The 13,682-nt window shown below is 41.9% G+C and carries 15 protein-coding genes; 6 read left to right on the forward strand and 9 right to left on the reverse strand.

The window, feature by feature from the left end; all coding sequences use genetic code 11:
* The 4 genes from C2M33_RS11660 (at position 1) to lpxC (ending at position 4,294) form a co-directional block, all read left to right on the forward strand.
* A complete protein-coding gene (locus tag C2M33_RS11660) occupies positions 1–780 on the forward strand; it encodes a cell division protein FtsQ/DivIB (RefSeq protein ID WP_063702598.1) in 780 nt (259 codons plus the stop codon).
* Positions 777–2,009, forward strand: coding sequence for a cell division protein FtsA (ftsA, locus tag C2M33_RS11665; RefSeq protein ID WP_063702596.1), 1,233 nt, complete (start codon positions 777–779; stop codon positions 2,007–2,009). Before C2M33_RS11660 ends, ftsA begins: the two co-directional genes overlap by 4 nt.
* Before the next feature lie 21 nt (positions 2,010–2,030).
* Positions 2,031–3,278: a cell division protein FtsZ gene (gene ftsZ / locus C2M33_RS11670; protein ID WP_105174507.1), complete on the forward strand. Its 1,248-nt coding sequence runs from the start codon at positions 2,031–2,033 to the stop codon at positions 3,276–3,278.
* 104 nt (positions 3,279–3,382) lie between these two features.
* Positions 3,383–4,294 carry a UDP-3-O-acyl-N-acetylglucosamine deacetylase gene (gene lpxC, locus C2M33_RS11675; RefSeq protein ID WP_036971181.1) on the forward strand — a complete coding sequence of 304 codons (912 nt, stop codon included), beginning with the start codon at positions 3,383–3,385 and terminating at the stop codon, positions 4,292–4,294.
* A gap of 71 nt (positions 4,295–4,365) precedes the next feature.
* On the opposite strand, the gene yjjG is transcribed toward lpxC, so the two are convergent.
* Genes yjjG through C2M33_RS11690 form a run of 3 tightly spaced genes read right to left on the reverse strand, consistent with a single transcriptional unit; the run spans position 4,366 to position 6,539 of the window.
* On the reverse strand, positions 4,366–5,040 hold the full coding sequence (yjjG, locus tag C2M33_RS11680) for a pyrimidine 5'-nucleotidase (protein ID WP_063702591.1): 675 nt from the start codon (positions 5,038–5,040) through the stop codon (positions 4,366–4,368).
* 11 nt (positions 5,041–5,051) lie between these two features.
* Positions 5,052–5,591: an inosine/xanthosine triphosphatase gene (yjjX, locus tag C2M33_RS11685; RefSeq protein WP_063702590.1), complete on the reverse strand. Its 540-nt coding sequence runs from the start codon at positions 5,589–5,591 to the stop codon at positions 5,052–5,054.
* A 48-nt stretch (positions 5,592–5,639) separates the two neighbouring features.
* On the reverse strand, positions 5,640–6,539 hold the full coding sequence (locus C2M33_RS11690) for a phosphoribulokinase (protein WP_054561042.1): 900 nt from the start codon (positions 6,537–6,539) through the stop codon (positions 5,640–5,642).
* Positions 6,540–6,767: 228 nt separating this feature from the next.
* Between C2M33_RS11690 and C2M33_RS11695 the strand changes: the two genes are divergently transcribed.
* Both C2M33_RS11695 and C2M33_RS11700 read left to right on the forward strand, forming a co-directional pair.
* The gene (locus C2M33_RS11695; RefSeq protein ID WP_105174508.1) at positions 6,768–7,637 is read left to right on the forward strand and encodes a hypothetical protein; all 870 of its coding nucleotides are present in this window, start codon (positions 6,768–6,770) and stop codon (positions 7,635–7,637) included.
* A gap of 69 nt (positions 7,638–7,706) precedes the next feature.
* Complete coding sequence (locus C2M33_RS11700; RefSeq protein ID WP_105174509.1) at positions 7,707–8,072, forward strand: hypothetical protein; 366 nt, start codon at positions 7,707–7,709, stop codon at positions 8,070–8,072.
* 39 nt (positions 8,073–8,111) lie between these two features.
* Here C2M33_RS11700 and C2M33_RS11705 read toward each other — a convergent pair whose 3' ends face one another.
* From C2M33_RS11705 to C2M33_RS11730, 6 genes are all read right to left on the reverse strand, one after another.
* Complete coding sequence (locus C2M33_RS11705; protein ID WP_105174510.1) at positions 8,112–10,682, reverse strand: M1 family metallopeptidase; 2,571 nt, start codon at positions 10,680–10,682, stop codon at positions 8,112–8,114.
* A 112-nt stretch (positions 10,683–10,794) separates the two neighbouring features.
* Entirely contained in the window at positions 10,795–11,472 is a 678-nt protein-coding gene (locus tag C2M33_RS11710) for a hypothetical protein (RefSeq protein WP_105174511.1), read from the reverse strand.
* Positions 11,473–11,689: 217 nt separating this feature from the next.
* Complete coding sequence (locus C2M33_RS11715) at positions 11,690–12,040, reverse strand: DUF2750 domain-containing protein (protein WP_054552718.1); 351 nt, start codon at positions 12,038–12,040, stop codon at positions 11,690–11,692.
* A 17-nt stretch (positions 12,041–12,057) separates the two neighbouring features.
* A complete protein-coding gene (locus tag C2M33_RS11720) occupies positions 12,058–12,636 on the reverse strand; it encodes a glutathione S-transferase family protein (protein ID WP_105174512.1) in 579 nt (192 codons plus the stop codon).
* A 60-nt stretch (positions 12,637–12,696) separates the two neighbouring features.
* The gene (locus C2M33_RS11725; RefSeq protein WP_054552716.1) at positions 12,697–12,978 is read right to left on the reverse strand and encodes a peptidylprolyl isomerase; all 282 of its coding nucleotides are present in this window, start codon (positions 12,976–12,978) and stop codon (positions 12,697–12,699) included.
* A gap of 73 nt (positions 12,979–13,051) precedes the next feature.
* Entirely contained in the window at positions 13,052–13,627 is a 576-nt protein-coding gene (locus C2M33_RS11730; RefSeq protein ID WP_063702578.1) for a glutathione peroxidase, read from the reverse strand.
* Positions 13,628–13,682 lie beyond the last annotated feature (55 nt).

Raw genomic sequence — 13,682 nt, forward strand, 5'->3', positions numbered from 1 at the left:
ATGCATCCTTTTTTAGAAAAAGCGCAACAATTAAAACAACAGCTAAATTGGTCGTTGATTTTTGGTGTGAGCTTTTTTCTAGTGGTGATTTTTGCATTAGTGAAAATCACCACGGGCGTCTCTGATTGGTTGGTCGAAAATAAAGACGCACAAATAAAGCATTTATCAGTACTTGGTCAGCCCCAATATACTGATGAAAAAGCAATTATTGGTGCAATAAAAAAAGCCGACTTATCGAGTTTTTTTGAATTAGACGTAAAACATGTGCAACGCTTAGTGCAAAGCTTACCTTGGGTGGCAACAGCCTCGGTCAGAAAACAATGGCCAGATACCTTACAGGTCTATGTTGTTGAACACCAAGCTGTAGCGCACTGGAACAGTGATTTACTGCTAAACCAAGCAGGCGAAGTGTTTCAGGCCAGTAGTGAAAAATTACCTACTACTTTGCCGCAGCTTTACGGCCCTGAAGGCAGTGAAATCGAAGCGTGGACTGCATTTCGTCAATTTCAAGAAATGCTTAAAGTGAATAATTTAGAGCTGACAAGTTTAGCGCTATCAGAGCGTTTTTCGTGGCAGTTATGGCTTGATAACGGCATTCGCCTGAACTTAGGCCGCAAAGAAAAAGCAAAGCGTGTACAACGTTTTATTGACGTGTATCCGCGCATGGAACAACGTGCAGATGCACAAATCGATGTTGTTGATTTACGGTATGATACCGGTCTTGCGGTGAGCTGGAAGCCAGTGCAAGAAGAACAATTAGAAAATAAGAGTAAGGCATGACCAAGTCAGCAGAAAGAAACCTAGTGATTGGATTAGACGTTGGCACATCGAAAGTTGTGGCCACCGTTGGTGAAATCACCGCAGATAACAAACTAAGCATTGTGGGTGTTGGCAGCCAAGTATCGCATGGTATGGATAAAGGCGGCGTTAACGACCTTAACCTTGTTTCTGAATCGATTCGTCGCGCAATAGACGAAGCAGAGTTGATGGCTGATTGCCGTATCAGCTCTGTTTATTTAGGTATTTCTGGAAAACACATCCAGTGCCAAAACGAAAGCGGTGTCGTTGCGATTAACAACACTGAAGTAACTGATGAAGATATCGAAAATGTGATTCACATTGCTCGCTCTGTGCCAATTTCAGCAGAGCGCAAAATGCTGCATGCACTGCCACAAGAGTACAGCATTGATATGCAAGAGGGGATTAAAAACCCACTTGGAATGAGCGGTGTTCGTATGGAAGCTCGCGCGCACATCATTACTTGCTCAAATGATATGGCAAAGAATATCGAAAAGTGCGTTGAGCGTTGTGGTCTCGAAGTCGATCAGTTGATCTTTACAGCACTGGCATCATGTTATTCAGTACTTACAGATGATGAAAAAGAACTGGGTGTGGCTGTGTTAGATATTGGTGGCGGCACTATGGATATCACCATTTATATTAATGGTGCGCTTCGTCACTCAGCCGTTATTCCGGTAGCTGGTAACCAAGTGACTGGTGATATTGCAAAAATATTTAGAACACCTATATCACATGCTGAGTCACTCAAAGTACAATATGCGTGTGCTAGTAGCCAAATGGCAAGCAACGAAGACACGATTGAAGTGCCGAGTGTGGGTGGTCGTCCTGCGCGCATTATGTCGCGTCATACCTTATCTGAGGTTGTGGAGCCACGTTTTAGAGAATTATTCGAGTTGGCGATGGAAGAAATACGCCGCTCAGGTTTTGAAGACCAAATTGCTGCAGGTCTCGTCATTACTGGCGGAACAGCAAAAATGACGGGTGCAATGGAAGTGGCAGAAGACATTTTCCAAATGCCGGTCAGAATTGGCAAACCAATCGGGATTGTTGGTTTGACAGATTATGTAGATGATCCTTCGTACGCGACCGCGGTTGGTTTGTTACAATACGGCCGTACAATGCAATCGATGAATGCACAAAAGTCGAAAGCGGAAGGTGATAATAATTGGTGGAACCGTATTACTAAATGGTTCCAAGGTGAGTTTTAAGACTCAAGTCGGAGAGTAAACATGTTTGATATGATGGAACAGCACAGCGAAGAAGCTGTCATTAAAGTAATTGGCGTGGGCGGTGGCGGCGGTAACGCTGTTGAGCACATGGTAAAACAACAAATTGAAGGCGTACGTTTCATTGCCGCGAATACAGATGCACAAGCATTACGTAATTCGTCGGCTGATGTAACAGTACAGCTAGGTACACAAATCACCTCTGGTCTAGGTGCGGGTGCAAACCCTGAAGTGGGTCGTAACTCTGCTGAAGAAGACGCTGATACTATCCGTGCCAGCCTTGAAGGCGCTGACATGGTGTTCATCGCTGCAGGTATGGGCGGTGGTACGGGTACCGGTGCTGCACCAGTGGTTGCTAAAATTGCTAAAGAGTTAGGTATTCTAACGGTTGCTGTAGTAACACGCCCATTTGACTTCGAAGGTAAAAAGCGCGCTGCAGCTGCTGAACAAGGCATTAATGAATTGTCAGAAACTGTAGACTCACTTATTACAATTCCGAACAATAAATTGCTTAAAGTTTTAGGCAAAGGGACTACACTATTAGATGCCTTCGCAAAAGCGAATGACGTGTTATTTGGTGCGGTACAAGGTATTGCAGAGCTAATTACACGTTCTGGTCTAATCAACGTGGATTTCGCAGACGTACGTACAGTAATGTCAGCGATGGGCACTGCGATGATGGGAACAGCATCAGCGTCTGGTCCAGACCGCGCGCAAGAAGCAGCTGAAGCGGCTATTTCAAGCCCATTACTTGAAGATGTTGATTTAACAGGTGCTAAAGGTATCCTAGTTAATATCACCGCAGGTATGGATATTGCGATTGAAGAATTTGAAATTGTTGGTAACCACGTTAAAGCACTTGCGTCAGAAAACGCAACAGTGGTTGTAGGTGCGGTAATTGACCCTGAAATGAGCGACGAGTTACGTGTAACGGTTGTTGCAACAGGTTTAGGCGGCGATCGTCGTCCACAGTTTGGTATTGTTGATAATGGCTTTAAGAAAGCATCAGGTTCTGATGTACACAGCTCAATGAACCAAACGACTAGCAGCATGTATGTACCAAGCTTTGCAAGTCAAGGCAGCAGCGATGACGTAAGCATGTCATCTGCGTCTGAAAAGCAAGAGTCAGTACAACAAAGTACAGCGAGCAGCTCAGTATCTAGCAGCACTGAGAGCAGCAAAAAGTCTGATAAATCAGAGGGTGGCGATTACTTCGACATTCCTGCTTTCCTAAGAAAGCAAGCTGACTAAGACAGTTTTTGTTGGTAATTTTGTTCGATAAATAAACAAATTGGCAGCTGGATGTATTTATGATACAATTCGCCGTCTAACTGTAACTATAAGTGAGCGAACCTATGATTAAACAGCGTACGATTGCAGAAGTAGTCAAAGCCATAGGAATTGGACTTCATAAAGGTGAGAAGGTCACTATTACTCTCCGACCTGCGAGCGCAAATACTGGGATAGTATTTCGTCGCGTAGACCTTGATCCGGTTGTTGATTTTGAAACAACACCAGAAGCCGTTGGTGATACGCAACTGTGTACCTGTTTAACAAACAAAGATGGCGTTCGTTTATCAACGACTGAGCACCTTATTGCGGCGGTAGCGGCAATGGGTATTGATAATCTAATTGTTGAATTAGATAGCTCAGAAGTACCAATCATGGATGGTAGTGCATTACCATTCATCTATTTGTTACAAAAAGGCGGCATTAAAGAAGTAAATGCAGCTAAACGCTTTATTCGTATTAAAGAAAAAGTACGTATTGAAGAAGGCGATAAATGGGCTGAGATCGAACCATACGATGGTTTCCACATCGATTTTGAAATTGCGTTTGATCACCCAGCAATCAATGAAAGCCGCCAACGTATCGGTTTAGATATCACGGCACAAAGCTTCACTGAAGAAATCAGCCGCGCACGTACTTTCGGCTTTATGAAAGATATCGAGTATATGCACGCTAACAACCTAGCATTAGGTGGTAGCATGGATAACGCAGTTGTATTGGATGAGTTTAAAGTACTGAATCCAAACGGCTTACGTTATAGCGATGAGTTTGTTAAACACAAGATCTTAGACTGTGTGGGCGATATGTTTATGACTGGCCACAACATTCTAGGTAAAATCACGGCTTATAAATCAGGCCATGATTTAAACAATAAACTACTTCGTAAAATTATGGCGACTGAGTCAGCATGGGAATGGGCAACTTTCGATACCCCAGTGACTATGCCAGCACCAGGCTTAGAAGTAGCGACAGCTTAATCGCAAGCATATTACAGTTACAAAAAATGACGCTTTAAGTGTCATTTTTTTTGCCAAACTATTATCAAGAATTATAAGCCTAGAATAGCTTCAAGCTCGACCAACTGATTGATTTGATATGTAGGTTTAATATTCTCTGGTAGCTCAACTTCCGGGTGTTGTAACCAACACGTGTCGATACCCACATTGTGACCACCTAAAATATCACTGGCAGCGGTATCACCCACCATTAAAATCTGCTCTTTTGGCGGATTGCCCATTAATTGGAATGTGTGCTGAAAAATCTCTGGGGCAGGCTTTGCTTTACCGACTAACTCTGAAATAACAAGCCAATCGAACATATCCTGTAAACCGGTGTGCTCTAAGCGCTTTTGTTGTAACTTAGCAAACCCATTGGTAATAATGCCTAGCTTGGCGTGTGGCTTCAATTTTGTGAGTAATTCAACTGCACCAGGCAGTGGCACACAAATAGAGGCCATAGCGTCTAAAAAGCCATCGTTAAGTGCTTTTGCTGGTACATCGAGTTTATTTGCCCACTCGGTAAAGCGAGTTATCTGTAGTTCACTGGCAGTAATTTCGTGCTTTTGATATGCAACCCACAGCGGCTTATTAGTTGCTTGGTAATGATGATAATCTGACTCAGTAAATTCGACGCCGTAATGTGCAAACATCACTTTTAAACCTTCAAATGCATTAAAGCTAAAAAGCGTTTCATCTGCATCGAATAATACGTGGCTATACTTCATGGTTATCCTAATTACTGATTGAATAGGGTTGGGTGTAAAAATGGCGCCATGGCCAGTGTCAGCGCTTGTACATAAGTGCTTTCACGCGTAGCAAGGTGATTGGTCAATAAGCCAATAGCACCACCTTGTTGTTTGATATTAACAGTATTGAATGCCTCATCCATGACATCACCCAACTCTTTACCTGCCAGCAATGCATCGTAAAAAGGTTGCGGTAATGGCAGGTTGCTACTGCGACCAACGCTAAATTGTTGCTTGTTTGCAATCACCACAAAGGCAAAGGTTGCTGCGCCATAACTAAATTGTTCTGCGCCACCTTCCATTGCTGCATAAAAGTCGGCGTCAAAGTGATCTTGGCAATACTTAACACGATTTTCAGCACCGATGCGGGTTTCATCTTCACCTAGCGGTTGATCAGGCACGCCAGATGGCGCATGTTCACCTTTGCATTCAATCGTATGATTTGGGAAATAAAGACTAAAGACATGTTTAGCCGCGTTAATTTTAACGGGGTTCTTTGAACCAACAATAACACGTAATGTTTCTTTCAAGCCGACGACTCCATTGTTTTACCAGAGTCAGCAGTGTACCCGAGTGAGTTAAATCGGCAAGTCAACCGGGGCTAAATTTTCAAGAGCGCGTTTTTTCAAAATAATATCTTTGATCAACGGGGTTAGCACAAGCTCCATTGCTAAGCCCATTTTGCCTCCAGGCACCACAAGCGTATTGATACGAGACATAAAGCTGCCTTCAATCATGCTCAAATAGTACGGAAAATCGACGTCATCTATGCCACGAAAGCGAATAACAACAAAGCTTTCGTCTAGCGATGGAATGTCTTTTGCGCTGAATGGGTTTGAGGTATCAACAGTAGGAACTCGCTGGAAGTTGATATGAGTACGTGAAAACTGAGGAGTAATATGATTTATGTAGTCGTCCATCGAACGTACAATAGAGCCCATTACCGCCTCACGAGAGTGGCCTCGTTCCGAGGTATCGCGAATGAGCTTTTGGATCCACTCAAGGTTGATAATAGGCACCATGCCAATCAATAAATCGACATGCTTAGCAACATCATGATTCTCATCGACAGCACCACCATGAAGACCTTCATAGAACAAGATATCTGTATTTGATTCTAAATCTTGCCAAGGTGTAAAGGTTCCCGGTAATTGGTTATAAGGAACTGCTTCGTCGAAAGTATGTAAGTAGCGTCTGATTTTACCTTGCCCGGTTTCACCATATTGGTAAAAAAGCTCTTCAAGAGCGCCAAAATCGTTAGCTTCTCGGCCAAAGTAGCTAATATGCTTGCCTTCTTGTTGTGCTTCACGGACTTTTTTATCCATTTCTGGACGTGTATAACGATGAAAGCTATCGCCTTCTATGAAGGCTGCATCAATGCTTAAGCTTCTAAATATGTGCTTAATTGCATTGGTGGTTGTGGTAGTCCCCGCCCCAGATGAACCGGTAATAGCGATGATAGGGTGTTTAGCTGACATAATTATTCTCGTTATTGTTGATACCTATCGGCTTAAATAGTTAACCATTGTTGTGCTTAATGGTCAGTACCTTAACGCGTTTGGTATTATCGTGCATAAAATCAATCAGTAGAAACTGATAAAAAACGAACACGTCCTAGTTATAAAGGTCGAGCATGGTAAGGTCAAGTGACTGGCGGATTAATTAACGCTATCATGGGCTGATAAAAATTAAAACGAGAGAACAACATGAAATTGATTTCGTCTTTACTTTTCGTCGCAGCAGGGACATTTTTTACCAGTCACGCACATGCCGCGATGCCTAAAAGCGAAATATTACTTGCCGACTTAGACACCCCATATGGTATGCAGGTGTCGCGAGTAACCGATGATAAAACGTATAATAATCAACCGTTTTTAGTTGATGCTGGGCTTTACTACACCCATGAGGTTGTTGGCGAAAATGGCCAGTCACAAACCGATATTGCGTTTTATGACTTTGCATCTAAGAGCAGCGTGAATATCACCAACACGCCCGTCAGTGAATACTCGCCAACGCTTATGCCAAATCAGCAAGCCTTGTCTGCAATCGTGGTCGAAGCAGATGGCAAGCAAAAGTTATGGCAGTATCCATTAGCAGAAGAGCCAGCTGCGAGCCGAATTTTTGAATGGATTGAGCCGGTTGGCTACCATGCTTGGGGCGCTGATGAAGATCTCATCATGTTTATCTTAGGTGAGCCGCATACATTGCAATACACTCGTGTTGCAGCTGCTAAACCGCGTATTATTGCTGGGGATATTGGCCGTACTTTAATTTTTGATAAGCACACAAACAGTTATTTATTTAGTTATAACAAAGATAACCAACACTGGGTTGCGCGCTTTATGCCGCAAACAGAGGACGTTAGTGATTTATTTAGATTACCTGAGTCGGTGCAAGACTTTGCTTTAATTGATAAAGATACTGTGGCCTATGCGGTTAATAACCGAGTTCATAAGCGCAGTTTGTCAGAGCCAGAAGTGGTGTCACAGTGGCTTGATTTGAGACGCTTTTGTGATGGTTCAATCTCACGGTTAAATTATAAACAGAGCAAACTGGCATTTGTATGTAATAAATAAATGAGTAACGGTTTCAGCCTGATTACTGTACTGTGGTTAAACTATCCATGCTATTTGTAAGGAACGCCTTTGTCTTTTTCTGCCGAACAACTGAGTGTACAGCTGGTAAAAGCGGGCTGCCGCAGTACCTTTAAGATTAAGAATATTAACGAATTTATGCCAGCTAGCTCAAAAGAAGCATTTTATGTTCATGAGCAAAGTGGCCAAGCAAAAATTGTTATTAGACCTATATTTGAAGTATTCAGTGCTGATTTCGAGTCAATTGAGGGCATTACGCGTATCAAAGACTACTTTCACAGTAGTGAAATGACCCGTTTTCCAACTCGCATTTATAAAAGTGCACAGCCCTTTCATTATGGTATCGCATTTAAAGTCATGTCATCTGACGCTGCTGAACAATTTATATCTAAATTAACCGCTATTTTAGCGCAATAAAAAAGGGCCACATTGTGGCCCTTTTCGTATTTGCTTAAATTAGCGTTTAAGGAAGTTATTTACCGAGTTTAATTCACGATTTTTCAGAGCAATACAATCATTGATGCTTTCTTCAAGCTTACTAAGAGAGCGTGCATAACCAGGTACTTCAGTGATTTTATCGTTGAAGAAGGTTTTGGTTTTCTCTAAGCTTTTCGCATCACAGCTTGCCGTCGTGAAGAACGGTAAGTTTGGTACAAAGAACGGCGGTAAGTTCTTAGTGATCGCATCGTAATTGTTATAAATCCACTCAATAAACAGTGCTTCACGCTCTTTACCATAGCCTAAACCACCTAATAACGTACGCATATCAGAGGCTGTTACGTTATCTGTTAAGCTGTATTCTAGAACCGCATTTTGTAGCTCAGGTTTACCAAAGTAACCCATCGCTGCCAGCATCTTAGTACGAACTTGTGGATCTTTGGTCGTTTTAAAGGTTTGCTTGTACTTTTCAAGTAACTTCGCATCGCCATGGTAAGCCGCAAGGTTTAAATATGTTGAGGCTAAATATGGGTCAACATTTTCAGGGTTGTTTAAGTACAGTGCCGCTTGTGCTTTTGCTGTATCAATGACTTTTTGGTCATGGCCATCAAAGCCTAAACGAGCAATAACTTGCGCACGTAATTGCGATACCGCCGCGTCTTCACCTGCTTTTGCTGTTAAACCATATTGCTTAGCGGCAGGAGCAATGCTGTTACGGATAAACTTAGGCCATAAATCACGGTTGCTGTCGTCTTCGAATACGCGTTTTTGAGAAGCTAGGTAACCTAACGCTGTGTTTGCCACTAGTGGGTGAGCATCACTCACAAAGGCTTCTAAAGTTTGCATTAAGTGAGCCGCAGAGATAACACCCGCATCAAGTAATGAATCAACCGCAGAAAGTAACGCTAAGCGCTCACGCACCGTTAGCTTATCTGCTGCATTCTCTAATAGAGCATTGAACTGTGCATCATTTAATACCCAGCGGTAATAACCCATGGCACCTTGATCTGGGTAGATCCACTCAGGTTCAAAGTCGAGAGTCAATAGCTGTGTTTCTTTGTTCAGCAGAACATTTGCGGTTTTAACTTTGTCGCCCGCACCATACTTAATTGCAACCGGGACATTCCACAGTTGTGCAGGTGCATCAACGCCAGCATTTACAAAGCGGCTTTGGCTAATAGTAATTTTCTTACCATCTTGCGTTACTTTGATAAGTGGGAAAGATGATTGTTCGATAAATGATTTTAATACGCTTGCCACATCTTTATTAGACGCTTCGCCTAGTGCTTGCCATAGATCAGCGGCTTCTGCATTTTTATACGAGAACTTCTTCAAGTAAGCACGAATACCTTGCTGGAATGCCTCTTCGCCAATCCAGTTTTCAACCATAGATAAAACCGCACTCCCTTTACTGTAGGCAAGGCCAAGGCCGTCCATGATGTCAGCTTCAGTTTTGATTGGTTTACGAATAGGTTTAGTACTTAAACGCGCATCCAGTGCCATTACATGGTTTTGTGGCAAGTCTAAGTGCGACTCAAACTCTGGGTTGATTTGTGCAGTGATTTTCGCTGCCATCCAGCTTGCGAATGCTTCGTTTAACCATAAGTCATTCCACCATTTCATGGTCACTAGGTTACCGTACCATTGGTGGGCTAATTCATGGGCAATGATTGATACATTACGTTCTTTTTTGCTGCGCGTTGCTGTTGCTAGGTCTACCAATAAAATGTCTTCACGGTAAGTCACTAAGCCTGCGTTTTCCATCGCGCCAAATGGGAACTCTGGTACAGCAACTGAATCTAGTTTTTTGTAAACGTAAGGAATGCCAAAGTAATCTTCTAGTGCTTTTAACACACGCGGCATATTTTCTTTTGCGTAGTCAGCAAGATGGATTTTGCCTTGTGGAGTCAGAACGCGGCCAGGAATTGGCATGCCTTTAATTTCAAGCTCTTCAAACGGGCCTACAGCCATGGCGACTAAGTAAGAAGGAATAGGAGGCGTTTTGTCAAAAAAGTGCGTTGTCATATCGCCATCAACTTTGGTTTTTAAAACCGGTGTATTGGCATACACTTTTTGTGATGTTGGCGCTGTAATAGTTAGCTGAAATGGAATTTTATAACTAGGCTCGTCAAAAACCGGGAATGCACGACGCGCATCGCTCATTTCAAATTGGGTGAAAAGATAAGGCGTACCTTGATCTAAAGTTTTATATAAACCAACACTTTGACGGTTATAAGGGGCTGTAAAATCAACTTTTAAAGTGTATTTGCCTGGCTGAATTTTTTCTTCACAAGCGAATTTAACTTTGCCTGTTTTTAGCATTTCAGCACTTAGGTCACAGTTTTCTGCACCTAAAATTTTCGCCATGCTAACCGCATAATCAATACCGTTTAATTCGATATAATTCGTTGCTTTTAGAACCTCTAAAGCAATTTCGGTATGACCAGAAAAATTGTCTTTTGCAGGATCAAGCGTAAGTTCTACTTGTTGTGAGCTAGGCTTGGCAAGCTTTTCGATAACATATTCATTGGCATGGGCAGAGCTAACAGCAAGTGCAACACTTACCGTTAATAGGCTTTTTAAGAACATAAGTATCCCTGATTTTTTGTTGTTAGAAAGGCACCTGCTAAGAGGGGCGAATCACCATGCTATCAGGTTTTAATTTGAACAGTAATAAATAGTTAGTAACAAAGTTTGTCAGTTAATTATGGCGGTCGATGAAACGTTGCCAATGCAGGTGTGGGTTTATTTGTCGGACGTTTTGTAGCACGGCATTTAATAGTGCCAAATCAGTAAAGCGTTGTTCGTTGAAATCTTTAAAACCAAGTAAGTAGTTAAAGGCGTCTTTGCTATTTGCTTGCAGTGCATGAATACGCACTTGTTGTTCGAAGTTGAGCCGTAAGCTACTAATTGCGGTTTTCATACCTTGTTGATCGACATTAGGAATAGCACATTTTTGTAAGTAACCAGCACGTTCACCTTCACCCGAAAACCAAATGCGTACTTTTTCGCTATAGCGACCTGATTTTGCAGGTAAATCAAACATTAGTCGTTGTTGATTTTGATCTGTTAAAAAGTCTAAGTATTGATCAAGTCCAGCATCGAGTAATGCATTATGGATTGGCACATAGCGGGGTTTTATCTTGCCATGCGTATGAAAATCAAAGCAGCGAATACCGTCAAGGGTGACGATGTTATCTAGGGTTAAGTGGCCAATTTCATCGCTATAGGCACCAGTATAATAAGCAAATAAAGGCAGCCAAAAGTGCCAATGCTTAGCTTGCTCACGTGTTAAACGCTGATCACCATAGATGTAACCATTATACAGGGTATGTAATTCCATGGCCGAAAATGGCCTACGACCAAGATGGGACTTCAACCTAATACCTTGATAATAAAGATGTGTCGAAGAGTATACCTGATATACCCAAACCACCTCAAGATGCGAGTTTCAGTTGGAATTAAAAGCGATTTAGGCAAGGCATTGATTGCAAGTAATAGTGGTTCTATTGTTAAAATCAATATAAGTATCAAGTTTTCAGCTTAACGACACTGCCATAAAAACGGCAGTGTCGTTGTCAGCCTAAGGATTGCTATTAATCGCACAGTGCTTTAGCTAGACCAACCGGTTCGATTTCAACGCAAACTTGATCATCGTTCCAGTTTAAACCTACAAGTGCATCATCTTCGTTTAGGTCTTCAACCCATTCATCAAGGAACTCGTCTAGGCCAATTTCAACGGGCGTGTAGTCTTGCCACTCGTCTTTACATTGTGCTTTTGCAGCGTCTTCAGTGCCCCATAGTAATAGCACATCAGTGTCGCTAAATTGGTTTGATTCACAGACAACAAAACCACCATCTTCGGCACCGAGTGCCCACATAGATTCGTTCAAACGAACTTTTTCTACAAAGCTAACTAATTCTGATTCAATTTCGATATCGCTCATTTGCGTAACCCTTATCTTTATTTTCGTGGATCTGTTTGTTGTACCGCCGCTTTATCGGCGAATTTATGATAAAAATCAACTAAGTTATTTAGTTGGCTAAAATCAGTTAATTCGCGGAAGCGGATCCAATCTAGCAAGCAGTATAAACTGATGTTGAGGTATTCACAGCTTTTAAATACTGGCTCCAATAAATGACTATTTAAATAGGCTAATGTTTCAGCAATTCGTTCATTCTGTAAATTAAAAAACAGTTTGTCGGTGTTGGTATCAAACCCCGAGCGCTGACAAAGTAGAATTTCTACTAATGAATCATTACACGCATTGATAATGGTTAAATAGTTCTCTTGCTGCCAGCTAAGTAATGGCTGATCTGCTTGTTCAAGCAAATAGCGAATAATTGAGTTGGAATCACACAAGGTAAAATCATGGTCAATTAATACAGGAATTTTTCTGGCAGGGTTATGAGCAATCATGGTTTGTCTGTCTTGCTCAGAGAAAATATCCAAATTAATAAAATCAATAGGTAGGTTATTAAGTGCCGCCCAAATCCGAATACGGCGCACAAAAGGTGAAGTGGTAGAGCCTAGTAATTGCATGATGGTATCCTTTGCAAAAAAAAGCCGCTGTGAAGCGGCTTTTTGGATTCAATTGTGAAATTAATCAGTACGGCTTGTTACTTCAAGAAGATGATAACCAAACTGAGTTTGTACAGGGCCTTGTACTTGGTTAATTGGCGCAGAGAAAACGACTTTGTCGAACTCTGGAACCATCATGCCAGGGCCAAACTCACCTAATGCACCACCATCTTGACCTGATGGGCAATTAGAATGAGCACGAGCAAGCTCTGCAAAGTCAGCTCCTTGCTCAATTTGCTGTTTTAAATCCAAACAGTGAGCTTCACTGTCTACGAGAATGTGTCTTGCACTGGCTACTGCCATAACATCTCCCTAATGTGTGTTTTAGTATTAAATTACTAGTCTAGTTCAATATTTACCGAACGAAAAATTAAATTTATTTTGCAGTCAGCTCAGCTTCAATTGCATCGCGTAATGTTTGCGATTCTGGCTTAGTTTTACTGTTGAAGCGTTGTACTGTCTTACGGTCAGCAGACACTAAGTATTTGTAAAAGTTCCAGTTAGGTGAACTGGTTACTTCGTTTAAGTGCTTAAATATTGGGTTCACATCACTACCTCGAACGGCGCTTGTGGCAAACATATCAAAGGTTACACCATAATTGATGAAGCATACTTTAGCAGTGTCTTTTTCATCGTCTTCTTCTTGAAAAAAATCATCTGAAGGAAACCCTAATACGACTAAACCACGGTCTTTGTATTCTTTATGAAGGGCTTCTAAGCCTTCAAATTGCGGTGTAAAACCACAGTTACTGGCGGTATTAACAATTAATAGCGGCTTATCTTTAAATTCACATAAGTTGATTGACTCTTTCGAGCGTAATTTTCTCATTGTGACATTGGTGAAATCATCGCATTGACTGCTTGCTTTAGCTGCCGGTGTCGCTTCTGTGGTTTGTGCTGCAAGGTTTGTTGTTAGTAGGCCTGCTGCAAGTAACAAAGCATATTTATACATAGTTATTTCCCGCTAGTTATTTGTGATGAATATACGCTAATATGCAGCAAAGTGA

It is taken from the genome of Pseudoalteromonas sp. T1lg122 (genome assembly GCF_002964825.1).
GTDB classification, from domain to species: Bacteria; Pseudomonadota; Gammaproteobacteria; order Enterobacterales; family Alteromonadaceae; genus Pseudoalteromonas; species Pseudoalteromonas gelatinilytica.